This window comes from Bradyrhizobium sp. KBS0727 (assembly GCF_005937885.2).
Classification (GTDB): Bacteria; Pseudomonadota; Alphaproteobacteria; order Rhizobiales; family Xanthobacteraceae; genus Bradyrhizobium.
In genome coordinates, this window is the sequence record NZ_CP042176.1 from 5,929,103 (window position 1) to 5,953,447 (window position 24,345).

A 24,345-nucleotide genomic window follows, 5' to 3' on the forward strand; every position below is an offset into this window, starting at 1 on the left:
CTAGCCCAGCGGCAAGCCGGCGATCGCCGGCGACAGCACCGAAACAGTCTGGTTCTTCAACAGCGGGCCGTCGGTTTCGCTGGTTGCCTTCACCACTGCCCATTCCGGATCGGCGCCGAACGAAGCCCATGCCTTCTTGCGCGCGTCTTCGTCCGCAAAGCGCGTCATGTAGGTCAGGCGGCCGTCTTCGACCGGTGCGGTGAATACGCCGAGAAGCTCTATGCCATGCCGGGGAAAAAATTTGGTCGCGACATTGTCGCGAAAGCGGCGGCGCATTGCGTCCGCCCGGCCCTCAGCGGCTTCATAAACCCGGATTTCGTAGATCAACACGCGCTCCCGTCGTTCCTGACGGCTTGTAAGAAATCCGCCGCCTTCTCAATGACGATAGAAGCCGCGCGCGGAAATTGTCAAACACAAACTGGAGCAATCACACAAGCTATGCAGTATTGAGTTGGTTCAATTATACAAATGAAGCACATACCTTCTCTATAAAATATCAATTAAGTCAGTTACTTGTGAGAATTAACTCCAGATCGATCGACCAAATGCGATAACATCGCGTTTGAACATTGCAACAATTCCAAAATTGTACTACTCGATAAACGCGCTCCTAGCGACGTTGCAAATGCGCCTTGCGGATAACGGTAAATGACAAACTGGGTGCCGACCCTCGCTTCAATCGAAGGGCCCCGCTATCTCGCCTTTGTTTTTGCGCTGGAAGCCGACATTGCCTTGGGGCGCGTCAAGCCCGGTATGCGATTGTTGCCTCAGCGCGATATGGCGCAGCGGCTCGAACTCAGCGTCGGAACGATTTCAAAAGCCTATGCGGAAGCCGAACAGCGCGGTTTGATCTCTGGCGAAGTCGGGCGCGGGACGTTCGTGCAAAGGCGGCGGCCGGAAGCCCGTGGTCCCGGGTCCTCGGAAGCTATCAATTTGGCGCTGAATGTCCCGCCCTATACCGGCGAGGACGACGTGATTGCATCCGTTCTCGCCGACATCGCCGCCGACGGCGAGATGTCGAACTTGCTCGGATATTTGCCGCACCAGGGCGTGCTCCGACACCGTGAGGCAATGGTAACATGGCTCGGCTCGCTCGGCGTCTCCGCGGACGCTGATCAACTCTTCATCACGCACGGCGGGCAGCACGCGCTGTCGATCGCGCTCGGTATGGTCGCAGCGTCGGGCGATACCGTCCTCACCGAGAGCTACACCTATTCCGGCATGCTCGCGCTCTCGGCACAATGCGGCTATCGCCTTCACGGTGTCGTTACGGATTCGTTCGGACTGATCCCGGAAAATCTCGATCGCGCCTTTACTGAGACCAAGGCCCGCGTTCTCTATTGCATGCCAACGCTGCAAACGCCGACGGGATCGGTGATGCCCCCACAGCGACGGCAAGCTATCGCTGAAATTGTTCGCAAGCACGACGCATATCTATTGGAGGACGATGCCTACGGTTATCTGCTGTCACCGCCCATGCCACCGGTCTCCCAATTCGTTCCCGAGCGCAGCTTCTACGTCGTGAGTTTCGCAAAATGCCTGGCGCCGGGGCTTCGCATTGCCGCGATGATCGCGCCCGAAGCATTTCGCGATCGTTCGATCAACGCTTTGCGCGCCACCGGCTGGATGGCCGTGCCTGTCATGGCCGAAGTGGTGGCGCGACTTATTCACAACGGCGGTCTTACACGGCAGGCAAAGCTCAAACGCGAAAAGGCCGCGCTGCGCGACGCCATCGTACGGCGAGTACTGAAGGAGTGGCTGCCGGCAGCCGCGGCGGTGCCGGGTTTTCACAGATGGTTGCCACTGCCGGCCGGCCGCACGCTGGCAGCTCTGATCGCGCAAGCTGCCCAAGCGGGCATCACGCTAGCTCCTCCCGGAGCGTTGCGGCGAATGGAAAGCGAAAGCCTCGGCGTCCGGCTTTGTCTCGGCGCGCCTACAACCGAAGCAGATCTCGAGCGTGCCCTGATCGAAATTCGTCGAATTCTTGAGATGGCCGAAGCGATCTCGTTCGTTTGACGCAGCTAGATCCATGACTTCGACGCATCCGCGATCTTGACTAGGAGACGGTCGAACTCACGCTGCTCCGAAGCGGTCAACACACTGACCACCTTCTCGTCTCGCTCGACATAATGGGCCCTGATCCGTCGAAACAACGAGAGGCCATGGTCAGTCAGGTAAAGTCGGGACGCCCGTGCGTCGCTTGAATCGCCATGCCGCCGAATGACGCCGGCAGCCTCCAATTTGCGGACGGCTCGACTAATAGTGTTTTTTGGTCGCGCCGTGTAACCGACGATATCCTGGGCCGTCGGCCCGTCTCCAAACGACAGGCACACGATCACCGCCGCCTCGTCCCGAAGCAGTCCGTGATCGCGTTCGATCGCTGCGTACAACGGATAGGTGTAGCGATTGCTGATCACCGACAACCGTAGCCCGATCCAATCGCGTCCTCGATGCTTCAGCGCCACGGTCCGGAGTTCCTTGGTTTGACTGCGGGAACTGGCTTACTACCATAAACCGGCCCAGTGATAGCTCGCGGGCTGCGGTTCTCTTGCTTGCAATTAGTACCATTTGGTACTACTTTTTACTGCGATATAACCAGAAACCCGGCAGTAACCGCACGAAAGGGCCAACACATGTCAGGATCATCGACGTTCGCAGCGCCGGTTTTCGATGAAGTCGACGCGCGCATCGAGCAAGAACTCGACATCACCGGCCACAACATCAACAGCATCTACAACGTGGCCGGCTACAAGCCGGTCAAGACCGAACTGTCGCATGTCCCTGTGCGTGTAACCGGGCAAATTCCACCCGACCTGGAAGGCGTTTATCTGCGAAACGGCACGAATACCCAGTTCGACATCACCCACGTGCGCCTTCACGCTTTTCAGGGGGCGGGCATGTTGCATCAGATCCAGATCCGGAAGGGAGCGGCAACCTATTCCAACACCTACATCCGCACGCCCCGCTTTCTGGCGGAGGAAGCCGTCGGACGCGAGATCTACTCCGGCATTACCGACGTTACCGGCGGAGGCCGCGCCTCGCTCGAACGGCTGGGCCGCATCGAGCAGAAGAAGGCGCAGGGGCTGGTTCCTGACCTCGGCAATCTGGAAGCGTCGCCCGGTTCGACCTCGGTGCAGTTTCACGCCGGTCGCATTTTCTGCTTGCAGGAGTCGGGCTATGCCTTCGTCCTACATCCGCGCGTGGTGACCGGCCGGGTGTTGTTGGATGGCACGGGGCATTTGGAGACGTGGGACGGTGGCTGGCAGGCGCCATTCTCCGCCCATCCGCGCATCGACCCAACGACCGGGGACTTCTACAGCCTGACGACGGACCGTAACGGCAATCTCTATTATGGCCAGATCAGCAACGATACCCTGTCCTGCTTCCATCAAATTTACGAGCATCCCGCCGGAGAACCGCGAATGGCCTGGCAACACGACTACTTCCTGACTGATAAATATGTGATCTTTCCCGACATCTCGATGCGGTTTTCACAAGATGGCCTGCTGAGTCAAAACGGCAGCTGTTTCTGGTTCGACCCCGACTACAAACTGCGCTGGGGCGTTATCCCCCGCCGGTTCAAGGAGGGAGACCGGATACGCTGGTTCCAGACTTCGCGGCCCGGCGCCATATGGCACGTCATCAACGGCTGGGAGGAAAGATCGGCCGACGGAAAAGAACAGATCGTCCTCTATGCGCCGATGTTTCATGACTATCCGGCCGATGTTGCTATCCACACGCCGGACGAACCGCCGGCCAAGCTCAATAAGTGGGTTCTCGATCTCGACGCCGGCACCGTGAGTGAGGATCGGGTACTGCTCGAGCACGGGTACGAGCGTCCAAGCATGAATCTCGATTTCGTCGGAAAGAAGAGCCGTTATAGCTACCTGATCGACGAAGAGCGCGCCGGCTATATGGGAAAAGGTGTGCTCAAATACGACCTCCTCGACGAGAAGGAGGTCAGTTATGTCGACTACGGTGAGTTTTATGGCGGCGAAGCTCTCTTCGTACCGAAGAACGGTGCGACCGAGGAGGACGACGGTTACCTGCTCGAACTCTTGATGTCGGACACGAAAGCCGAAATGCTCATCATCGATGCGAAATCCATGAAGGAGACGGCGAGGCTGCATCTCCCTCAACGCGTACCGTTTGGGGTCCACGCCTGTTGGATCGATGAAAAGAGGTTGAGCGACCTCGTTGTTTGAGGATTGGGCACCGGCCGGAGCAATTATAGATGGAACGGGTTTGGTACGATATCGGCGACGTGAAGATTACGCGCATCGACGAGCTTCGTCTTACGATCGATCCGAAAGCTCTGTTCCGATCCTGGGATCGTGAAAGTGTGGCCCATTGTCTACCGGCGATGACACCGCATTTGATAACCGAGGACACCGAGCAACTCCTGAGCAGCGTACATGTATGGCTTGCGAAGACCCCTTATGGCGCCGTTCTCATCGATGCAGGAATCGGCAACGGCAAACCGCGCTCAACCTTTCCACCGTTTCATATGCTACAGACAAAGTTCCTCGAGCATTTGGCGACCGCGGGAGTCGAACCTGCAGACGTGCGACACGTTTTGATAACGCACGTTCATACGGATCACGTGGGCTGGAATACAATCCTGGCTGGCGACACTTGGCAGCCAACGTTTCGCAACGCGAAGTACTATATTCCCAAAGCAGGTTGCGATTTCTTCTCTAGCCCTGAGGGATCTGCGCGTCCGAACGCGGACATGTTTCGAGACAGCGTAATACCTGTTCTGAACAGCGGTCAGGCGGAACTCGTCCCGTCGGAAGGCCAAGACGTTTTAGGCATGTTTCAGTATCATCCGACCGTAGGCCACAGCATCGATCACATGTCGATACTCCTACGGTCCAAGGGAAGTACAGGTTTCTTCGCTGGCGACGTCATGCATCATCCGATCCAATTTCATAAGCCGGAATGGAGTTCGGTATATTGCGCCTCTCATCAAGAAGCCGAAACGTCCCGACGGTGGGCCATGGATCATTGCCTGGAAAATAACGCCACTTTTTTCAGCTCCCACTTCACCTCCAGCTCAGTTTGCAGGCTCAAGCGGTTAGACGATGCCGTCAGCTTTGAATTCGTATAAAATAAGCTTCTGGCTGGCTTTTCTCATAATTGAAGCGGGAATAGCCGCAAAGCAGATACGACGCAGTTCACCGAGGCGCATTCAGACGCATCTGCTGCTGCCTATGAAACAATGCTGGAAGTCCGATGAGCCTCAACCAAATTCCTGGCGATTTTGTCCCGTTTTCCAGATCTGGGGCATTTTGTGAAACAAACGGTCCCATTTACGTGAGGCCGAGCGACGCAACCCTCGCATTTCGGGTTCGTGCCGAACATTGCAATCCGGTGCGTTCGTGTCACGGTGGTTGGCTTGCAGCGTTTATCGACATGCAGATGCCGTTCGCTGCGTTACAGAGCGAAAAACTTGGAGATACCTTTCTTCTTACAATCAGTCTTTCGCTGGACTACTTGGCTCCTGCGAGGATCGGCGACTGGGTCGAAGGCACCGCAAGCGTTCTTCGCCGCACCGGTAGCCTCGTGTTCGCCCAAGGCCTCGTTACGTCTTCTGGCACGGCATTGCTGCGCGGCAGTGGCGTTTACAAGATCGCCCGCCGCGAGCCCTTCACCAGGCCAGATCAAGGATCTCCATAACCTGGGCGGGCGCGGTAACCGGGCGCGGGTTGCCGCGGATTGCAAAGTCATGAAGCACTTTCTCGGCAATCGCCGGGAATTCCTCGCGGCGGACTCCGACGTCGCGCAGTCTTTGCGGCAATGCCAAACGACGGACGAGTTCGGAAAGAGCGGTCCCAGCGTCGACGTCAGGGCAGCCCAACGCTTCGCTAATGAGCTTCTGTCGGTCGTCGTTGGCAACCCGGTTCCAAGCCATGACCGGCGGAAGCAGGACGCAAGAGGTGTGGCCGTGCGGAACTCCGCAATGCCCTCCCAGAACATGTCCGATCGCATGGCTGGCCCCAACGCCGACGCCAGCCGAAGGGCCCACCATCGCGATTGCCATGCCTTTTTGGCAGTCGAGCCGGGCGTCCAGGTCGGCGGGATTCTTCAGAACCTCAAGCAGGCCTCGCGACAGCAGCCGCAAAGCCTGCGCGGCGAGGGCTTCGGTCAAAGGCTCGACGCTCAGAGACGCAAGACGCTCCGCAGCATGATCAATCGCTTTCATTCCGGTCGAAAGAAATAGCGGAAGCGGCGTCGCCAACGTCGTCGCGGGGTCCAGTATGATCGCCTGCGGCACCATCATGGGATGCCCATAAGGATCCTTCACGCGCCTTTGCGTGTCATACGCTCCGCCGAACCAGGTGAATTCGGCGGCCGAGAGCGTCGTCGGTATTGCAACCAATCGCAGCCAGCGCGATTCATCGGCCGGACGTACGCTGGAGTCCGCAGCTGGAAACCCTCGATAAACGTCGAGCGCTTGGACCTTCGCAATGTCATGCCGAAGGCAAAGCAACATCAATTTTGCAGCATCGATCGCGGAGCCGCCGCCGATTGCAAGCAGCAGGTCCGGCTCGGCCAATCGCGCAGCGGCGCTCCCCGAGATCACGCATTCCCGAGGCCCGTGGGCCGTGACTTCGGAATAGACGCCGACGCAGTGCTCACCGAGCGCCTCGACAACCTTCTTGAAGGGGGCCGACGAGGCAACCGAGCGGCTTGTTACAATGAACACTCGATGTCGGCCGATCCGATCAACCTCGGAGATGATCGCGGACGCGGCCGGCTGACCAAATATCACACGTTCGAGGGCCGAGTACCGATAGGTCACAGCGTGCATATTTGGCTCCCCTCGCTGGTTCTTTTGCGTCAGAGACACCCACTAGCCGGGGCCTCAGCCCAGGAAAGTTCGGACCCGCTCACTGACCAGGTTACGTTGTTCAAGCTGAGGCGTATGTCCGGCATCCGCAATGATCTCCTGGCGGGCACCGCTGATGCCGGCCGCAAAGTCGTCGGCGTAGGCCCGCGGCGTCAGCCGGTCCTCGGCTCCCCAGATGATTAGTGTTTCCGCTTTGATACGACGCAAGCGCTTTCGCAGCCCGCGATCCGGGATGGGATGGATGAACTGCGACGTGCTGCTGAGCGCCAGGAATCGCTTGACCAAAGCCGCTTGCATCTTATCGGGTTCGCTCGGAACGCTTATTTCCTCCGCCACAGCCGCATTCTCCAGATTGTGGAAACGCATCGCGGTCTGCACGGCGGGCGTCGACAGAAGATGATCTGCAACCGGATAGTTGTCGTTCCACAGACCGAGCGCGTCGATCAGTACAAGTTTGCCTATCCGTTCCGGATACATCGCCGCAAACTCGGCAGCCACCATGCCGCCGAACGAGTGCCCGACGAGGTCGAAGCGATCCAGGCGAAGGCCAGCGAATAAATCGTCGTAATAGATCAACAGATCCCACAGGCCGTCGAGCGTTTCGAGATCGGCAAGGTCGACACTGCCGGCATGGGCTGGGGCATGAACCTTGCGAATGTTGGCGAGGTCATCGAGGAACCCTCCCCATTCCTGTCCAAACAACCCGTGCATGAAGACAAGTGGCCTACCCTCACCTTTAATGAGTACCGGGTTCGCGACATAGCCTCCGGGGTGCGGCACTTCCAATACGGCAACGCTATTCATGATGTCGCTCCCGCCGGAATCCTCGGCTGTTTATTGTGGCCGAGATAACGGTTGCCCTTTGCCGCGCCTTGGGGCCACCAGTGGTCCTGATAGCCTTCCTTGTCCCAAATGCCGCTGATTCTCGGGAGAACCTTTTCGGCAAACGTGCGCATGTTGTATTTCGTGAGCTCGTGATCCATTGACTGAATCTGCAACAATACAAGAAGATGACCGATGCGCAGGTTGCGGACGGCCTCCTCGATGCCGGCTACGACCGTGTCGGGACTCCCGCCGATGACTCGTTTTGATTTGTCGGTAAAGTCGGCCCAAGTCATTTCTTCGGGAGCAGTTGGCCTCGAGCCACCGCGGTACGATCCTGCGCCGGTCGCCAGTCCATGTTTGTAGCTGGCCAGGGTCTGCACACCCGGTACCGCAGCAATGCCTGGATTTACAAAAAGAGCCTTCGCATAGAAGTTGCGCAAGTGCTGGAGATAGAGTTTCTCGGCCTGCGCGTCCGAGTCAGCCACTACTACGAGCTGAGCAAATCCGGCCCGGTAGGGATTGTCGTCAAGCCCCGCCTTTTCGACCTCGGCCCAGTAGCCGTCCATCAGCACCTTGGCCGCCGGATGGCCCATGAAACTCAGATAGCTATAGGTATAGTTATTGTCGACCGCGAACTTCCAGGTCTCGACCGAGCCGCCGCCTGCAAGCCAGATCGGCGGATGGGGCTTTTGCAATGGTTTCGGCCAGGGATTCACATAGCGCAGCTTGGTGAATCGCCCATTGAATGTAAATGGGCCAGGCTTCGTCCACGCCTGCTTGATGAGATCATGCGCCTCGTAGTAGCGAGGCCGAACCAAAGTCGGCGGATTGCCGTAGCAACCGACATTGTCCATCGGTGAGCCGACCGGAAGTCCCGCTACGAGACGGCCGCCACTGATGCAGTCGAGCAGCGCGTATTCCTCAGCAACCCGGATCGGCGGCTGATACATCGGGATCGTGTTTCCGAGCACAACGATGGCGGCATCGGATTGCCGCTCGGCAAGGATCGAAGCGATCAGATTGGGCGACACCGAGAAGCCATAACCGTTCTGATGATGTTCGTTGACGCCCACGCCATCGAAGCCGAGTTCGTCGGAAAGCTTCAGCTCGGCAATGTTCCATCGAAAATATTTACCAACGGTTTCGGGATCACAGAGCTCATCATTCGGCGGCGTGACCCAAATACTATCATAGCGCTTGTTGAAATCCGCCGGCAGGTCGCGATAGCCCTGCATGTGGAACGCAATCGTCTTCATCCGCGGCTTCCTTTCCGAGTCCGAACGCGACGAAATCGCACCGTTCTAGAACTCAGACACTCTATCGGCAGCCGTTCCAGCCGATTTGACAAAGCGCGCCATTGTTATCCATTTTGGCGCCAAATCACTGAGAGGGGTGGAGTGGAACCGCCTCCCGAAGCGGTCGGGCCGACCGCGACGCCTGGCTTGTCTAAGCCACATCAACCGGGATGATTTGGGTTTTGGGCTTGAGGGGACCGACGTCGAGGTGTCGGAATTCGCTGCCATGGAAGACCAGCGGATGGATTCCCGGATAGATCATAAGTCCTTCAATTCGTAGCAACACGATCACATGATCGCCCGCTGCAAACCGATCATGGATCGAGCAATCGAACCAGACAGGAGCTCCTTTTATAAACACCGCCCCCTCCCCGGCTGACTCCCATTCCAGCCCGGCAAACCGATCGCCGGTTGCAGCCGCCAGTTGGCGGCAGGCGCCATCCTGTGACTCCGCGAGTACGCTCACTCCCAACCGGGAAAGGCGGCTCAGGGCGGACCAGGTCCGCGACCTGTTGCTGACGCACACGGAGACCAGCGGCGGTTCCAGCGAAACGGGCATGAACGAGCTAGCGGCCATGCCAACCGGGTGGCCTTCGCAAAGCGCGCACAGGGCAGTGACGCCCGTCGGAAAATGCCCGTAGGCGTTTCTCAACTGTCTGCCATCCAGAGTTTTGTTCAAGGCACTCACGATCGTGGCATCTTATCCATAGACGTATCGGCCGATTTGACAAAGCGCGCCAACATTGTCCATTTTGGTGTCAAAACAGGTAGGAGGACGAAGTGGAACTGATTGCGGAAGCGACAGGAGCCCGGCAATTCCTTGCCTATCTGGACCATGTCGGCGTGGACGACGGAGCCTTGAATGTGGGCGAGATCGATCCCGCGCTTCGAAAATCGAGCGCCCCGCTGGCGATCTCGGCGCAATTCTTGATCGATTTAATGGAAGCGGCGGCTGAATCCTTGCGTAGGCCTGATCTTGGACTCCTCTATGCCGAATGGCGCGATCCGCATCGCTATGGGCCACTTGCTTTGCTTGGCGAAACCAGCAGGACATATTACGAGCGGTTTCAATTGTCTCGCCGCTTTGTTCACCTACAGAACAGTGCAGTCTCCTTCGATCACGCGAGCGAAGGTGACGATGTTGCCGTGCTTTGCAATGTCCACGCCGTCCTGCGCCCTCGGGCGCGACAGTATATCGAATCGCTTGTCGCCCTCAGCGTCAGGAATGCCAGGTCGCTGTTGGGGGCGGGTTGGAATCCCGTACGAGTCGAGTTCGCACATGCCCCGCCATCATCGATTTCAGCTCACAAACGTTTCTTCCGCTGTCCCGTCTACTTTGACTCAGAGCGAGACGCATTCGTTATGAGCAACTCCGACTTTCGTCGCCCCTTGCCGAAGGGCGATCCCGAGACAATTGCGTTTCTCGAAAAGCATCTCGCCAGTCAAGAGGAGCAGTGGCCCACCGACCTTCGTGGCCAGGTAGAAAACCTGATCGCCGCGCAGCTTGCCGGCGGAGGCGTGTCGCTCGCGCGCATCGCGTCGCTGCTCGCCGTCTCGCCCCGCACGCTGCAGCGGCGTCTTTCAGACCATGGCGAAGACTTCGGGAAGATTCTCACGAATGTAAGAATCGAGATCGCACAAAATTGCCTATTACAAAGGCAACCACCATCGCTCGCCAAGCTCAGTTATCTACTTGGGTACTCGGAACCGAGCGCGGCAAGTCGATTCGTCAGGAGCCACATGGGGAAATCGGCAAGAGACATCATGCGCGAGTTGCGCACAACGCATCCAACTCATTCGCCCGTGCGTCAATCCTAGGTTTCAGCGGAGTCTGCCGCGAACTACTGTTGTGCACCGATCAGCGAGCCAAATAGTTCCCACGCCTTGCCATTGAATCTCGCGAGTTGCATTTGCTTGATCGGCGAGAAGTCGGTGGCAGACGTGTTGAGCCGGACGCCGGGCAGCAGAAGTGGGATCTGGACGTCCTTCATGTTGCTTGCCTGTCGCATGACATTCTCGCGGGTAAGATCGCCGCCGGCCTGCTTGAGAACATGGACCAGAGAGGATCCGACCGCGTAAGCATACGCATTCAGGTATTCGATTTTACTTCCTTCGGGGAAATATTTGTCCATGAAGGCGCGCCATTCGTTTACTTCCGGGTCATTTACCCATTGCGGATCCGTCGGATCCTTCAGATATTGCGCCGTGATGATGCCGATCGAATTTTCCAGTCCCGCTGGCTCCAGGGACGACTTTACCGAGCTTGAGGTACTACCCACGATCTGAACTGGCTTCCAACCAACTTCGCGAGCCTTGCGTATCGCCTGCGCAACGTATTTCGGTGTGCCGCCGTTCAAGAAGACATTGGCACCGCTGCTTGCAAGCCGGACGACCTGGGAATCGACCGTGGGGTCGGTTGATAGATAGGACACCTCGGCAACCATGATCGATTTGGCCCTTTCGCCGAGCGCATGCTTAAAACCGGCGATGTATTCCCTTCCCGCATCATCGTTTTGAGTAAGCGCGGCGACCTTCGGATCTGCGATATTCTCCAGAACGTAGCGGCCAAATATCGTTCCTTCGACGTAGTAGGAAGGCCACCACCCCATCGTCCATGGGAAGTTCTTGGGGTCGTCCCACTTGCTGTGACCGCTGCTCACGAACAAATGCGGGATTTTCCTGTCATTCACGTATTTGTGGATGGCAAGGTTTGTTGCGGTGCCGATGGGCGCAAAGAGAAGGAAGACTTCGTCACTCTCGACGAGCCGACGAACCTGTTCGACGGTTTTTGGCGGGCTATAGGCGTCGTCAAGCGAGATGAAATTGATCTTTCGGCCCTTGATGCCGCCCTGGTCGTTGATCATCTTAAAATACGCGGAAAGGGTCCTGGCCACGGTGCCATAGGACGACGCCGGGCCGGAGTAGGGGCTGGTATTGCCGATCTTTATTTCCGTGTCTGTGACGCCGGGATCGTGGCCTTTTTGCGCGGCAGCCGGCGTTGCCAAGGCGAGCAAGGCCGCAAGCGCGAGCGCCGTGGTTTGACGTGTCACCGCTTCCTCCCCGTGTTGGGGCCGGCCGACCATTCTCAGCGCCGATGGCGGGGAATGGGCTGTCGCCGGCACAGATCGCAATTCTGCGGTCTATTCACAGGCCGGATGATAGTCAGCCCAAGGACGCCGGCTCTGACATTCCGCGCCAAATATTAGACAAATGGCGCCAATGGTACGCTCATATCGGAGCCTTTCATTGACGTCCGACCCGGTTGCTCGGCTAAGTGACATCCCATGGAGCATGCTCAGATTTCCCATGACCACTGTGTTTCCGAAGCCGACTGGCGAGACGATCGGTGCGTTCTTCGGCCCTACCATGACCCTCAAGGGCGGAGCGACGGACAGGATCAAGGCCAAGATAGCCAGCTTGATCCGCGTACGGGCGATCGATGTTGCGATAAAGCTGTTTCAGCGTCTGAGAAAATTGATGATGCCCGAGAAATCCTCGGCATGGTTGCCTGCGGCAACGTAGTCGGCATAGAGACTGGCCGCCCGCGCAGCGACCGGCGTTACTGCACCGGCGCTTGCTGCGGCAGCCTGCGACAGCTGCATGTCCTTCGACATCAACGCCGCGGTGAAGCCTGGCTTGAAGCCATTATTCGCCGCACTGGTCGGCACGACCCCCGGAACGGGACAAGCGCTGGCTAGAACCCGGCTCGCCCCCGACGAGGTCGAGACGACATCGAACATAGCCTGATGGGAGAGGCCGAGCTTTTCCGCCAGCACAAAGGCTTCAGCGACAACGATCATGTTCACGCCGAGAATCATATTGTTGCAGATTTTGGCGGCTTGTCCGGCGCCCCATCCGCCACATGGTATGACCTTCTGGCCCATTTTCGCGAGCACGGGCGCAGCCAACGCGAGCGCATCATCATCGGCGCCGCACATGAACGTTAATGTGCCGTCTGCGGCTCCCTTTGTTCCGCCGGATACCGGAGCGTCCACGCTGATCAGTCCGGCGTCCGATGCCAATGCGTGGGCGGCACGCGCGCTATCGACGTCGATCGTCGAACACTCGATCAGCAGCGAGCCCCTTTTGATCGTTGGCACAAGGTCGGTCAGCAAGGCGATAACATGCTTGCCGGTCGGGAGCATTGTGATTGTGACGTCGGCGCCGCTAACGGCGTGCTGCGCCGATGTCGCAATCCTTATTCCGTCCTTCGCTGCAGTCTCGCGCGCGTCCGGAATGAGGTCGAATCCCGTAACATCGTATCCCGCCTTGACCAGATTGGCGGCCATCGGACCACCCATTCTGCCGAGACCGATAAATGCAACCTTTTCCATTTCTCGTGCTCCCGCCGCGGCATCCGCCCGCATGGACTTGCACCGTTTAATGTATCAGAGCGAGGAAACGCGCAAGTGAAGATCTGCATCGCGCCCTCGACGTGAGGTGGGACGGCTTGGGCCGCGCAACAAGATCGAGCATCATCGTCGGTGCTGCTATGCGGCCGGCGCGCGCTTGCAACCTGTCAAAGTCAAGTAGCCATGCGACCGGTCGGATACACAGAGTAACTCTACTTCGACATTCCAATTGTGCGATTACTTACGGATGAAAGAAATGGCCGCAAGAACAGATGTCATTAAGAGCGCGGGCCGGATTTTCGACGTGCTGGAATATTTCGACACCGTCGAACGAGCCGTTGGACTCACCGAACTGGTCGAGCGATTTAGGTTTCCGCAGTCGAGTGCGGCAGCGATTCTGAAGAGCCTCGTTGTCCTGGGCTATCTCTATCATGATCGTGCAACGCGAACCTATCTACCAACGGCCCGACTGGCCCACCTCGGTACTTGGGCGAGCACGCTTCTCATCGACCGGGACGAGGTCATTCAACTCGTTACTCACCTCAGTCGGGCGGTCGAGGAAACCGTCGTGCTCGGCGTTCAGAATGACCTTATGGCGCAGTATATCTACGTCCAATTGGCCGCGCGATCGGTGGTGTACTACAACAAGCCCGGCGGACTTCGGGCGATGTGCAGTTCAGGCGTGGGCTGGGCACTTTTGTCGACGCTCAACGATGAGGCTGTGCGACGTTTGATCATTCGTCACAATGCCGCTGAAGAGAATCGTACGCTTCGCCTGGACCCGAACCAGTTATTGAGCACAATCGCCGACGCACGCCGTACGGGATACGCCTTCTCGCGAGGAGCCGTTTCGCCCGGCGTTGGAATGATCGCGATGCCGCTTCCGGGTGATCGGAGGAGTCGAACTTTGGCTATCGGCGTCGGCGGCCCGCTCCAACGGCTGGAAGAGCAGAAGACCAGTATAGTCCGCGAGATGCGTTCCGCCATTAAGACGTATATCTCGTCGTCTCCTGAGCCGACCAGCGCGAGGTTGCGACGACCGAAGGGGGCTTCGACCTAGTCGCCTTATGGGGACGGTCGTGAACCAGTTGCGCCGACCCGCCGCGAATAGATTCCATTGTGCTGGAATTTGTCCAAGCCGGCATCTTCCATCTAATTGGAAGACCGATGAACCGCCGTTCCCTTGGTTGACCCAAGATTCTGCTAGTCATAGGTTGATTGTCGAAAGACGATTGGTGCGACCATTCATTCTTGCGCAGCCGATGTTGAACGGGCTTAGAAAGAGCATTTCCTCCTCTATCGAACTGCCCGCTATGGGCCCGGCAGAGAGGAGAGCGCTCTCCAAGAGGTCCCTTAGCAGTCGTATTCTACGGAGTTCCGTGATGCCGACTTTCCGTTCGCTCGTACTAAGCGCGTTTTCGCTATTGCTCCTATCGGCGGGTGTTGCCGCCGAACCAATCGTTTTTGGCCAGACGATGCCGTACAGCGGTCCAGCATCTGCGTGGAGCACTGTAGGAAAAGTAGAAGCCGCCTACTTCAAAATGATCAACGAAACCGGAGGCGTCAACGGACGCCAGCTTCAGCTGCTGTCCCTTGATGATGCCTATACACCGTCGAAAACGGTAGAACAGACTCGAAGGCTCGTAGAGGCGGACAACGTGTTGTTCATGTTCGGATCATTAGGGGCCACCAACCAGGCGGCCGTACAGAAGTACCTCAATTCCCGGAAAGTCCCCCAACTTTTTATCGTTTCGGGAGGCGACCGATGGAATGATCCGGAGAACTTCCCTTGGACCGTGCAGTTGCAGATACCGTTCAGGACCGAGGCCCTGTTGTACGCAAAGTACATCCAGCAGAATCACCCGAACGCGACGATCGCCGTCCTCTACCAGAACGACGACTTTGGAAAGGACTATGTGAAGGGACTGGAGGCAGGGCTTGGCGCGGCAGCGGAACGCATGATCGTGGCCCGCGCGTCCTATGAACCGACGAGCCCCACGGTCGATTCACAAGTCGCTACCCTTGCGTCGTCGAAGGCGACCGTTTTCTTCAACGCGACCTCGCCCAAATTCGCAGCGCAAGCGATCAGGAAGACGGCAGAACTCAACTGGAAAACGACGCAGATCTTGATCAGCACGTCCGCCTCCATCCAGACCGTCCTGGAGCCTGCCGGCTTGAACCATTCGGTCGGCATCATATCCAGCACTTTCCGGAAGGACGTATCGGATCCTCAGTGGGCGAGCGATGCCAGCGTGAAGAAGTACCTCGGTTTCATGAACAAATATATGTCCGGCGCCAGCGCAGCCGACGCTGACAATGTGTACGGCTATCTTGCAGCTCAAACACTCGTTCATGTTCTACAAAAGTGCGGCCAGGACCTCAGCCGCGAAAATGTGATGAAGCAGGCGACGTCCATCTCCAACCTGGAGCTGGACATCTTGCTGCCAGGTATCAGACTCAACAACACCGCGGACAACTATCCCCCGATACGGCAACTGAGAACGATGCGGTTCAACGGCACGAGCTGGGAATTGTTCGGAGAAGTGCTTGCGGAATAGCTGCAGGAGCATCGCCGACGGCCGGAGACGATCGAAGGGGATTTACAAGCTGGCGGGTGGGCGACTCGACCGCTAGACGTTGCAGCGAAGTCGAGTTGAGCGGACCTTGGATTTCTCTATGACGTACGGATTACACCGGCGGCCACGAGCTCATCGAGGTCGCGATCGCTGAATTGCAGATCTCGCAGCACCTCACGGCTGTGCTGACGAGCTTTGGAGAAGGCACCTTCTCCAGCGCGTCCACTTCGTGGATGCGGATCGGACTGTCCGGCACTACGATTCGACCGAACTGGGGATGGACTATCCAGGATAGGCATCCCTCTCTCATGCATGTGAGGATCGTTCGTGACCTCAACGAGATCGCGGACTTCAGCATTCGGAACCTTGTGTGCCCGAAAATCTTGGACGCCTCGGCGCGTGTGCGTTGCGAGGTCCAATCTCCGATCAAGCGATCGGTCGCCTCGATATTCCGGACCCGCGCTTCATTGGACTTGAACTGCGGATCGACGATCGGGTCACTTCTTTGTATCGCCTCAAGAAGATTGAGCCAAGGCGCGAGTTTATTTTTCGGCGAGCCGACCATCCGACATCCAACACGCCTGGAGCGTAGTTTCACCAGCAGCACGTCCGCGCCTGCCACATGTTTCTTTAGGATGTCGAGACCGGGATCGCTTTTGAGACTGAGCGCTATCGCCTGTTTGTTGGAGCATCGCGAACGGTACTGCCGAGCCTTTGCTGATCGCTTCGCGTAGCCTGATCGGCTCGCCATCGATCGGTTCGACCTTGATCACGCTCGCGCCTACCCGCGCTATCAGAAACGTGGCGCATACCCCTGATAGACTTGTCCGAGATCGATGACGGTGACGCCATCCAGTGGTAGGTTCCTACGACTCATCCGACGCTCCTTCTTCCGAGTCGCAAAGCCATTCCGCCGACTTACCCGGATGCCGCTTCCAGCAGGGCGCGAACGTCTTCCGGCCCCGAGATCAGCCGCGGATTGGTTCGCGCCCATGGGTCATCCATTGTCAGGCGAGCGAGGCGATCAAATTGATCGCGATGCACTCCTACGTCCTTGAGTGTATTAGGTAAGCCAAGTTCATGTATCAGTTCCGCTACTAGTTCAGCCGCAGGGCGCGTCGTATCGCCCAGCGCCGTGCTGACATGCTTCTGACGATCCGGATTGACTGCGGCGTTCCATCTTAGAACGTGCGGCAGCATTACGCATGATGTCAGGCCGTGCGCTACTCCCGCCGATCCTCCGAGAATATGACCAATCGCATGGCTCGCTCCCTTGTTAACGCCGCCTTGAGACCCGATCAGAGAGAGCCAGACACCCACCATGCTCTGCAACCTCGCGTCGAGGTCTAACGGATCGCGCATGGTCTGCCTGAGACTTTCGGAGAGTAACTTCAACGCGTGGATCGACGCTGCATCCGAAAGCGGCTGGCCGCTTACCGAACAAATGTCCTCCACGGCGTGGTCCACCGCTCTGATTCCGGTCGAGAGCCAAAGCTGCTCGGGCGTATGCGTCGTGATCGCGGGGTCCAGGATGACCGACAAAGGAATCATCTCGGGATGGCCATACCCCTCCTTGATACCTTGGTCCAAATCCGATCCGCCGGCATAAGCTGTAAATTCCGCGCCGGACAGGGTTGTCGGTATTGCTATCATTCGTAAGCGGAGCGGCACTGCCTCGGTCGGTTCGGCACGCTTTCTCTTGAATCGTGCGAGATCGTTTGGGCCGGAGGCGTTCAACGCCGCCGCCAACTGCATGATTTTTACACCGTCGATTACGGACCCTCCGCCGATTGCAACAAGAATATCCGCATCGCGAAGCTTCACCGCCTGCAATAGTACAAAAACGTCGTTCAGGGGCGTATGGGCACGTATCCCATGCTCCAGTCCGACAAGCTTAGCACCCAATGTGCGGGAAAGGTCCGCGTTCAGCGACGTCGAGCGTAATAGAGTGGAACTGGCGACGACAAAAACGCGTCGCGCGCCGAGCCGATCCACCTCTGCGTTCAGCTTCGCCGCCCAAGGCAGGCCATAGTGAACAATATCCGTACGCGGGTAGGAGTAAGAGCCTCTCCGGACCGGATGCTCGATTGATCCAACCGACGCAGTCGGCCTCGGCTTGGTATCGGCCATCGACGCTTTCCTCGCTGTTATGTTCGAGGCAAGTCAGATACACGCAAGGGTGACAGCTTAATATGGAAGCTTGGCGACTTCCATATACATGGAAATCTGAGATCTGTTGCATATACCGATTGATTTTTGCGCCTGTCTGTCCGCTTCTTCAATCGACGCTAGCGCTGCAACTTACGGGCTGCGCATCCAGCGCGTCAGAATGCGTCCCGGAGCGGGTATAGATGGAACGGGCCTGGTACGATATCGGCGACGTCAAAATTACGCGCATCGACGAACTTCGTCTTACGATCGATCCAAAATCCCTGTTCCGGTCGTGGGACCGTGGAAGTGTCGCGCATTGCCTACCGGCGATGACACCGCATCTGATAACCGACACCGAGCAACTCCGAAGCAGCGTGCATGTATGGCTTGCGAAAACTCCTCATGGCGCCGTTCTCATCGATGCAGGAGTCGGCAACGGGAAACAACGCCCAGCCTTTCCGCCGTTTCACATGCTGGAGACACAGTTCCTTGCAAATTTGGTCGCCGCGGGCGTCGAACCTGCTGACGTGCGACACGTCTTGATAACACATGTCCACACCGATCACGTGGGCTGGAATACCATCCTGGTTGGCGACACCTGGCAGCCGACCTTTCCCAACGCGAAGTACTATATTCCGAAGGCGGGTTGCGACTTTTTCTCCGGCCTTGAGGGCTCCGCGCGTCCGAACGCGGACATGTTTCGAGACAGCGTAGTACCCGTGCTGAAGAGCGGTCAGGCTGAACTCGTCCCGTCGGATGGTCGGGACGTTTTAGGCATGTTCCAGTATCATCCGACCGCAGGCCACAGCATCGATCACATGTCGATAGCGCTGCGGTCTAGGGGAGATACGGGCTTCTTCGCCGGCGATGTAATGCATCATCCGATCCAGTTTCATAAACCGGAATGGAGTTCGGTTTATTGCGCCTCCCACGAAGCGGCTGAACTGTCCCGACGGTGGGCGATGGATTATTGCCTGAAGAACGACGCCACTTTCTTCAGCTCTCATTTCACTTCCAGTTCGGTTTGCAAGCTCAAACGGTCGGACGATGCCGTCAGTTTTGAATTCGTATGAGCGAGTCGGCACGATCGACATCGCGTATGGCGCAGGGCTCCCATGTGTGGGACTTTTGGACCTACTTGTCCTTCCGATGATGCCAAACAGCCCGATCGCGTAAGGGCGTGGCGTGCACTTCAGGAACGCCAACAATTGTGGTCTCCGATTAAACCAGGTGCCTGACGGTCGACGGGCAAACAGGCACGCGCAGACCCATTGTGGCAAAGAGAACCCCCATTTGAACGTTGGTATGGCCGACGATTTGCAATTCCAGGCAAAGAATGCCTCGCTAGACGTCATTCAGGCCGGGCACTGGCCGCAGGTCGACTTGGCCAGCGACGTTGCCAGAACAATGGAAGGCCAATGAATCAGATCCGCTTTTGCCGAATGAATATACAGAATGAGTTCCAGCGCGCGTTCGCTTACCGCATCAGTTTCGTACCAGAAGCGACCCAGCCAAAGCACCACGAACGCGCAGTCGCCTTGGCGGGAACCAGGCCCATGCCGCCCACACGGCTATCGAAGATTGAATTGCCGAATGACAAATCGGATGCGCGGCTATAGGCTACGGCAAAACAAAATGCACGGGAGGATGGCGTGCCAGACGCAATGGTTGCAGCATCTCTTTCAGAAGCAACGAACGGCGGTACGACGCAACAGGTCGACGTCGCGGTGGTGGGTGCCGGGTTTGCCGGACTGTACCTTCTGCATCGGTTGCGAAAGGCCGGCTTCACCGCAGTCGTGCTGGAGGAGGCCAACGACGTCGGTGGAACCTGGTACTGGAACCGCTATCCCGGCGCACGCTGCGACATTCAGACCATCGACTACAGCTACACCTTCGATCCGGAGTTGGAGAACGCGTGGAAATGGTCGGAGAAATACGCAACCCAGCCGGAAATCCTGCGCTACCTCGGTTTCGTCGCCGATCGCTATGATCTGAGGCGCGATATCCGCTTTGCCACCAAGGTCACGGCGGCGACGTGGGACGAGGCCGCGGAACGCTGGCGGCTCACGACCGACGGTGGCGCGGTTGTGTCCTGCCACAACTACATCATGGCCACCGGCTGTCTCTCCGCTCCCAAGCCGCCGGAGATCGATGGCGTCAAGGACTTCAAGGGCGAGGTCTATTTCACCGGCCGCTGGCCGCATGACGAGGTCAAGCTCGCCGGCAAGCGAGTCGCGGTTATCGGCACCGGATCGTCCGGGATCCAGTCGATCCCGTTGATCGCTGAACAGGCGGCCCATCTGACCGTCTTCCAACGCACGCCGAACTTTGCGTTGCCCGCCCACAATGGTGCCGTGCCGGCCGATCGTATTAGCTTGCTGGAAGGCGACCACCGCGCTGGCTACCGCGAGCAGGCTCGCTGGTCGCTCGCGGGCGTCCCGTATCCGCAACAAACGGCGGTGAGCTGGCAATTGAGTGACGCCGAGCGCCGCGAGCGGTTCGAGCAGGCGTGGGCCGCGGGCGATCTCGTCCACATCCTGACCCAGCTTTGGGCCGATCAGGCCGTGGACGTCGAGGGCAACGCGCTGGTCGGCGAGCTGATCCGCGAGAAAATCCGCGCGACGGTGAAACAACCCGAAACGGCTGCGGCGCTGAGCCCCCACGATCATCCGTTTGGAGCCAAGCGTCCTTGCCTCGATACCAACTACTACGCCACCTATAACCGTCCCAACGTTACGCTGGTAAACCTCCGGCAGGAGCACATCAGGTCGATCACGGCCTCCGGAATCAACACCGACAACCGCACGTTCGATGTCGAGACAATCGTGTTCGCCACGGGCTTCGACGCCATGACCGGTGCCATCATGGCCGTTCATCCGATCACGGGGCGCGGCGGAAAATCGCTATCCGACATCTGGGCCAACGGCCCGCAGACCTATCTTGGACTTACAGTGGCCGGCTTTCCCAACCTGTTCATGATCACCGGTCCGGGCAGCCCGTCCGTACTGTCGAATATGGCCGTATCGATCGAGCAGCACGTCGACTGGGTCGTCGACCGGCTGATCGCGGCGCGAGAGGCCGGCTTCACGACAATCGAGGCGACCGCAACGGCGCAGGCCGGCTGGGCCCAACACATGGCCGACTGTGCAACGCTCACGCTGCATCGGTTGGCGAACACCTGGTACACTGGCGCCAACGTTCCCGGCAAGGCGCAGGGTGTGATGCCCTATACCGGCGGCGTCGGTCCCTACCGCAGTATCTGCAACGACGTCGTCAGCCGCGGTATGCTCGGTTTCAGGCTCACCGGCCCCAACGTCGCCGAGCAATGCAACGACGGCGAGGTCGTTCGCCTGCAACCGGATGTGCGGTTGGTGCTGAACATGCTGGCGGACATGAAGTTGGCGCCACTGGAATCGTTCGGAGCCCAGGGCGCGCGCGACTTCCTGGCTGAATTCAATGCCGCCCGTCCTGCTGGCCGACCGGTCGGTGACATTGTCGACGGCACACTCCCCGGCACCGATGGACCGCTGCCCTACCGTCTCTATCGGCCAGCGACGCCGGGACCACATCCGATCGTGGTCTATTTCCATGGCGGCGGCTGGGTGTTGGGCGACGAGCAATCCGACGATCCGTTGTGCCGTGACCTGTGCCGGCGTACCGGGATGATCTTCGTCAGCGTCGGTTACCGGCATGCGCCCGAACACCGCTTCCCGACAGCGGCAGAGGACGGCTTTGCTGCGACGCACTGGATCGCCGAGCATGCCCCTGATCTCGGCGGCAGACCGGGACCGGTGATGGTCGCGGGCTGGAGCGCAGGCGCCAACATCGCCGCCGTTACCTGCCAACTGGCGCGCGACCGCGGTGGCCCGCAGATCTCAGGCCAGCTTTTGGTATGTCCCGTCACTGACTGCACGTTCGATCGTCCTTCCTACACCGACAATGCGACGGGCTATTTCGTGACGCGCTCGTTGATGTACTGGTTCTGGGACCTGTACTGTTCGCCCGGCGACCGAACCGATCCGCGCGTCTCGCCACTGCGCGGCAGACTCGAGGGCTTGCCTCAGGCATTCGTGGCGACCTGCGAGTTCGATCCGCTGCACGACGAGGGTGTCGCTTACGCCGAAGCCCTGGCTGCCGCGGGTGTGCCGGTTGAGCAACTTGACGCTCGCGGCCACTTCCACTCGTCCTTGACCATGGTCGACGTGGTGATCACCGGCGTCAGCGGGCGCGTGCAGATGTCCGAAGCTTTGCGCCGGTTCGCCGGGCTTCCCCCGATAAGGAGGCAAGATGAGGAGGGTGTCCGATCGAGTCAGACGGCTGCACCGCACGAAATCAATGCGGCTGCAGGATAGCGCGCAGGGGCAACAAACTCCTTGACTACGGGCAGCCGTCGATCTGGGCCGGTCGACCGCTTCGAGCACGCGCGAGAGGGCTAGAAGTTGGGCCCTGATGATCGCGCCGTCCGCGCTGCAAGGCAATCGACGTCGACCAATTCACGCCACGCGTCACGACCCATCGTGGCGCTCTTCCGAAGCGCTTTAACGCAAAGTCAGACCGCCATCGACAGGAATGGTCTGTCCGATTACATACGAAGCGAGCGGAGACGCCAAAAATAGTGCTACGCCGGCAATCTCGCTGGTCGTCCCTAAACGTCCCAGGGGAATTTGTTTTTTCCAGGCTTCAACGCGGTTTGGATTGTCGGTCGTAACCCTCGTCATCTTCGTCGGTATCATGCCCGGCGCGATACCATTGACACGGATGCCGTCGGGCGCCCAGGCGTCGCCGAGAGTCCGTGTCAGACCCAAGGCGCCGGTCTTAGAAGCGCCGTAGGCAGGGTTACCACGCGTGGAGTGAAGTGCTGCGGTTGAACTGATAATGATGATCGAGCCCGCACTGGCTTTCAGCATTGTATAAAAGCGCGCGCAGCATTCCATCAGGCTGTTCAAGTTGACGTCGACAACGTGCCGAAACCGCCCAGGTTCGAATTCCGCCTGACTGTAGAGCGCAATCCCTTGCGAGAGCACCAATACGTCGAGCGTTTCAAACTCTGCATCACACCTCCGAACCTGCTCCGCGACCGAAACGTCGACCTGTTTGTAGTGTAGACCGCTCAAGTCGGAGTCCCCGGAATTTGCATATTCGACCGCATTTGCTCGGGTCCCCCATATATGGACAGAGGCGCCCTTCGAACGAAAAGCTCGAGCGATGGCATTTCCGATGCCACTGCTTCCGCCCACAACCAAAACCCTCTTCTTCTCGAACTGCAGTTCCTGGCTCATATGAGATTCGGTCTCGATTGCTTGTGCATTATCGAAGGATGTTTTTCCGGGATGTGACCTTGCGAAGACCCCGCAAGCAGGGTGGGATTCGAACGGAACCTCAGCAAATCGCAAATAGCCCCGCGTCGGTCGAAAGAAGAATAGCCGATCCTTCATCCGAAGGACCGGCCTTCGGCCTTATTTCTGGTCCTGCCAGAAGGTCTTGGAGATCTTGCGCCGAGCCGCGCGCGTGTCCGGTTTGGCAAAATCTTCCATGCCGGCGGTCGCAAAGCGGCCGGGCTTGTTCGCGAACGGCTGGATTGGAACCTCGAACGCCATCGCTCCAGAGAGCGGCAGATCGGCACCCTTGTTTAGGGCGAATTTCGACCGCCGGACGGTGATGGGGTTCTTTGCGGCCATCACGGCAACAAGCGCATCGACTTCCTTATTGAGATCAGCCGGCTTGCAAATGCGGTTGACCATGTCGTGCCGCTCCGCCGTCCTGGCATCGAACAACTGACCGATCAGATTCCATTCCTTCGCCTTGCGACGTCCGGCGAAGCGCGCGAGGCGTGTAACGCCGCCCCAACCGGGCGTAATATCCCAGTCGATCTCCGGCATTCCCCAGCGGCTTCGATCGGTTGCAATGACGAAATCACACGTCAACGTCAGTTCGAGGCCGCCGCCGGTGCAAACGCCGTCCACGGCGGCAATCGTGATGCAGGTCAGATCCTCGATCATCTGCGCGGTCTCCTGATACTGACGCGCCTGCCAGTACGGGTCGTCATCTGTCCAGGTAAGGAAATCCTTGATGTCGTCGCCGGCGCAGAAGGTATCGCCCGCACCCCGGAAGATTAAAAACCGGCACTCGCGGTCCCTCTTTACCACCCGGACCGCATCCGCGAGTTCGTCCGACATCTCCTTGTCCAGCGCGTTGTGCGCGGTGGGACGGTTGAATGTAATCGTGGTGATTGTTCCCGACCGGTCAAAAAGGATCTTGTTGTATTTGGACACCGCATTCTCCTTCGCTGATTT

The 24,345-nt window shown here is 58.4% G+C and carries 22 protein-coding genes; 9 read left to right on the forward strand and 13 right to left on the reverse strand.

All coding sequences use genetic code 11. The features are described 5' to 3' along the window. Entirely contained in the window at window positions 1–327 is a 327-nt protein-coding gene (locus FFI89_RS27825; RefSeq protein ID WP_138830728.1) for an NIPSNAP family protein, read from the reverse strand. A 321-nt stretch (window positions 328–648) separates the two neighbouring features. Here FFI89_RS27825 and FFI89_RS27830 point away from each other — a divergent pair, with 321 nt between their 5' ends. After that, complete coding sequence (locus FFI89_RS27830) at window positions 649–2,016, forward strand: PLP-dependent aminotransferase family protein (protein WP_138830729.1); 1,368 nt, start codon at window positions 649–651, stop codon at window positions 2,014–2,016. 5 nt (window positions 2,017–2,021) lie between these two features. On the opposite strand, the gene FFI89_RS27835 is transcribed toward FFI89_RS27830, so the two are convergent. Then, a complete protein-coding gene (locus tag FFI89_RS27835) occupies window positions 2,022–2,465 on the reverse strand; it encodes a MarR family winged helix-turn-helix transcriptional regulator (RefSeq protein WP_138830730.1) in 444 nt (147 codons plus the stop codon). A 168-nt stretch (window positions 2,466–2,633) separates the two neighbouring features. Between FFI89_RS27835 and FFI89_RS27840 the strand changes: the two genes are divergently transcribed. The 3 genes from FFI89_RS27840 to FFI89_RS27850 all read left to right on the forward strand — a co-directional run bounded on the left by FFI89_RS27840 (window position 2,634) and on the right by FFI89_RS27850 (window position 5,679). After that, window positions 2,634–4,205, forward strand: a complete 1,572-nt coding sequence (locus FFI89_RS27840) for a carotenoid oxygenase family protein (RefSeq protein WP_138830731.1) — start codon at window positions 2,634–2,636, stop codon at window positions 4,203–4,205. Window positions 4,206–4,234: 29 nt separating this feature from the next. Then, entirely contained in the window at window positions 4,235–5,110 is an 876-nt protein-coding gene (locus tag FFI89_RS27845) for an MBL fold metallo-hydrolase (RefSeq protein WP_138830732.1), read from the forward strand. Window positions 5,111–5,235: 125 nt separating this feature from the next. Beyond that, complete coding sequence (locus FFI89_RS27850; RefSeq protein ID WP_138830733.1) at window positions 5,236–5,679, forward strand: PaaI family thioesterase; 444 nt, start codon at window positions 5,236–5,238, stop codon at window positions 5,677–5,679. Here the strand turns inward: FFI89_RS27850 and FFI89_RS27855 are convergent. The 4 genes from FFI89_RS27855 to FFI89_RS27870 all read right to left on the reverse strand — a co-directional run bounded on the left by FFI89_RS27855 (window position 5,651) and on the right by FFI89_RS27870 (window position 9,652). Beyond that, window positions 5,651–6,814 carry an iron-containing alcohol dehydrogenase gene (locus FFI89_RS27855; protein ID WP_138830734.1) on the reverse strand — a complete coding sequence of 388 codons (1,164 nt, stop codon included), beginning with the start codon at window positions 6,812–6,814 and terminating at the stop codon, window positions 5,651–5,653. The genes FFI89_RS27850 and FFI89_RS27855 overlap by 29 nt on opposite strands. Window positions 6,815–6,868: 54 nt before the next feature. Further along, on the reverse strand, window positions 6,869–7,657 hold the full coding sequence (locus FFI89_RS27860; protein WP_138830735.1) for an alpha/beta fold hydrolase: 789 nt from the start codon (window positions 7,655–7,657) through the stop codon (window positions 6,869–6,871). Next, the gene (locus FFI89_RS27865) at window positions 7,654–8,934 is read right to left on the reverse strand and encodes an LLM class flavin-dependent oxidoreductase (RefSeq protein WP_138830736.1); all 1,281 of its coding nucleotides are present in this window, start codon (window positions 8,932–8,934) and stop codon (window positions 7,654–7,656) included. Before FFI89_RS27865 ends, FFI89_RS27860 begins: the two co-directional genes overlap by 4 nt. A gap of 190 nt (window positions 8,935–9,124) precedes the next feature. Continuing rightward, window positions 9,125–9,652, reverse strand: coding sequence for a flavin reductase family protein (locus FFI89_RS27870; protein ID WP_210249037.1), 528 nt, complete (start codon window positions 9,650–9,652; stop codon window positions 9,125–9,127). A 101-nt stretch (window positions 9,653–9,753) separates the two neighbouring features. Here FFI89_RS27870 and FFI89_RS27875 point away from each other — a divergent pair, with 101 nt between their 5' ends. Beyond that, the gene (locus tag FFI89_RS27875; protein WP_138830738.1) at window positions 9,754–10,791 is read left to right on the forward strand and encodes an AraC family transcriptional regulator ligand-binding domain-containing protein; all 1,038 of its coding nucleotides are present in this window, start codon (window positions 9,754–9,756) and stop codon (window positions 10,789–10,791) included. Between the two features lie 23 nt (window positions 10,792–10,814). Here the strand turns inward: FFI89_RS27875 and FFI89_RS27880 are convergent, their stop codons facing one another. Both FFI89_RS27880 and mmsB read right to left on the reverse strand, forming a co-directional pair. Continuing rightward, window positions 10,815–12,056 (reverse strand): ABC transporter substrate-binding protein, encoded by a 1,242-nt coding sequence (locus tag FFI89_RS27880; protein ID WP_138830739.1) that lies wholly within the window; start codon window positions 12,054–12,056, stop codon window positions 10,815–10,817. Window positions 12,057–12,431: 375 nt separating this feature from the next. Next, window positions 12,432–13,307, reverse strand: coding sequence for a 3-hydroxyisobutyrate dehydrogenase (gene mmsB, locus FFI89_RS27885; protein WP_138835775.1), 876 nt, complete (start codon window positions 13,305–13,307; stop codon window positions 12,432–12,434). Window positions 13,308–13,572: 265 nt separating this feature from the next. On the opposite strand from mmsB, the gene FFI89_RS27890 reads away from it, so the two are divergent. Next, window positions 13,573–14,385: an IclR family transcriptional regulator gene (locus tag FFI89_RS27890; RefSeq protein ID WP_138830740.1), complete on the forward strand. Its 813-nt coding sequence runs from the start codon at window positions 13,573–13,575 to the stop codon at window positions 14,383–14,385. A gap of 322 nt (window positions 14,386–14,707) precedes the next feature. Next, window positions 14,708–15,883, forward strand: a complete 1,176-nt coding sequence (locus FFI89_RS27895; RefSeq protein ID WP_138830741.1) for an ABC transporter substrate-binding protein — start codon at window positions 14,708–14,710, stop codon at window positions 15,881–15,883. Between the two features lie 130 nt (window positions 15,884–16,013). Here FFI89_RS27895 and FFI89_RS35455 read toward each other — a convergent pair whose 3' ends face one another. From FFI89_RS35455 to FFI89_RS27905, 3 genes are all read right to left on the reverse strand, one after another. Then, window positions 16,014–16,466: a CoA transferase gene (locus FFI89_RS35455; RefSeq protein WP_371721886.1), complete on the reverse strand. Its 453-nt coding sequence runs from the start codon at window positions 16,464–16,466 to the stop codon at window positions 16,014–16,016. Continuing rightward, the gene (locus FFI89_RS35075; RefSeq protein WP_246669277.1) at window positions 16,444–16,674 is read right to left on the reverse strand and encodes a hypothetical protein; all 231 of its coding nucleotides are present in this window, start codon (window positions 16,672–16,674) and stop codon (window positions 16,444–16,446) included. Before FFI89_RS35075 ends, FFI89_RS35455 begins: the two co-directional genes overlap by 23 nt. Window positions 16,675–16,819: 145 nt before the next feature. Next, a complete protein-coding gene (locus FFI89_RS27905; protein WP_138830743.1) occupies window positions 16,820–18,031 on the reverse strand; it encodes an iron-containing alcohol dehydrogenase in 1,212 nt (403 codons plus the stop codon). Window positions 18,032–18,252: 221 nt separating this feature from the next. On the opposite strand from FFI89_RS27905, the gene FFI89_RS27910 reads away from it, so the two are divergent. Beyond that, a complete protein-coding gene (locus tag FFI89_RS27910; protein ID WP_138830744.1) occupies window positions 18,253–19,125 on the forward strand; it encodes an MBL fold metallo-hydrolase in 873 nt (290 codons plus the stop codon). Between the two features lie 579 nt (window positions 19,126–19,704). Continuing rightward, complete coding sequence (locus tag FFI89_RS27915; RefSeq protein WP_138830745.1) at window positions 19,705–22,404, forward strand: alpha/beta hydrolase fold domain-containing protein; 2,700 nt, start codon at window positions 19,705–19,707, stop codon at window positions 22,402–22,404. 186 nt (window positions 22,405–22,590) lie between these two features. Here FFI89_RS27915 and FFI89_RS27920 read toward each other — a convergent pair whose 3' ends face one another. After that, complete coding sequence (locus FFI89_RS27920) at window positions 22,591–23,331, reverse strand: SDR family NAD(P)-dependent oxidoreductase (protein ID WP_138830746.1); 741 nt, start codon at window positions 23,329–23,331, stop codon at window positions 22,591–22,593. Window positions 23,332–23,508: 177 nt separating this feature from the next. Next, window positions 23,509–24,324, reverse strand: coding sequence for an enoyl-CoA hydratase/isomerase family protein (locus FFI89_RS27925; protein ID WP_138830747.1), 816 nt, complete (start codon window positions 24,322–24,324; stop codon window positions 23,509–23,511). Window positions 24,325–24,345: the final 21 nt, after the last annotated feature.

Coding starts and splice junctions, on each gene's coding strand:
- FFI89_RS27830 (WP_138830729.1), top strand. CDS start 649: ATGACAAACTGGGTGCCGACCCTCGCTTCAATCGAAGGGCCCCGCTAT.
- FFI89_RS27840 (WP_138830731.1), top strand. CDS start 2,634: ATGTCAGGATCATCGACGTTCGCAGCGCCGGTTTTCGATGAAGTCGAC.
- FFI89_RS27845 (WP_138830732.1), top strand. CDS start 4,235: ATGGAACGGGTTTGGTACGATATCGGCGACGTGAAGATTACGCGCATC.
- FFI89_RS27850 (WP_138830733.1), top strand. CDS start 5,236: ATGAGCCTCAACCAAATTCCTGGCGATTTTGTCCCGTTTTCCAGATCT.
- FFI89_RS27855 (WP_138830734.1), bottom strand. CDS start 6,814: ATGCACGCTGTGACCTATCGGTACTCGGCCCTCGAACGTGTGATATTT.
- FFI89_RS27860 (WP_138830735.1), bottom strand. CDS start 7,657: ATGAATAGCGTTGCCGTATTGGAAGTGCCGCACCCCGGAGGCTATGTC.
- FFI89_RS27865 (WP_138830736.1), bottom strand. CDS start 8,934: ATGAAGACGATTGCGTTCCACATGCAGGGCTATCGCGACCTGCCGGCG.
- FFI89_RS27880 (WP_138830739.1), bottom strand. CDS start 12,056: ATGGTCGGCCGGCCCCAACACGGGGAGGAAGCGGTGACACGTCAAACC.
- mmsB (WP_138835775.1), bottom strand. CDS start 13,307: ATGGAAAAGGTTGCATTTATCGGTCTCGGCAGAATGGGTGGTCCGATG.
- FFI89_RS27890 (WP_138830740.1), top strand. CDS start 13,573: ATGAAAGAAATGGCCGCAAGAACAGATGTCATTAAGAGCGCGGGCCGG.
- FFI89_RS27895 (WP_138830741.1), top strand. CDS start 14,708: ATGCCGACTTTCCGTTCGCTCGTACTAAGCGCGTTTTCGCTATTGCTC.
- FFI89_RS35455 (WP_371721886.1), bottom strand. CDS start 16,466: ATGGTCGGCTCGCCGAAAAATAAACTCGCGCCTTGGCTCAATCTTCTT.
- FFI89_RS27905 (WP_138830743.1), bottom strand. CDS start 18,031: ATGGCCGATACCAAGCCGAGGCCGACTGCGTCGGTTGGATCAATCGAG.
- FFI89_RS27910 (WP_138830744.1), top strand. CDS start 18,253: ATGGAACGGGCCTGGTACGATATCGGCGACGTCAAAATTACGCGCATC.
- FFI89_RS27920 (WP_138830746.1), bottom strand. CDS start 23,331: ATGAGCCAGGAACTGCAGTTCGAGAAGAAGAGGGTTTTGGTTGTGGGC.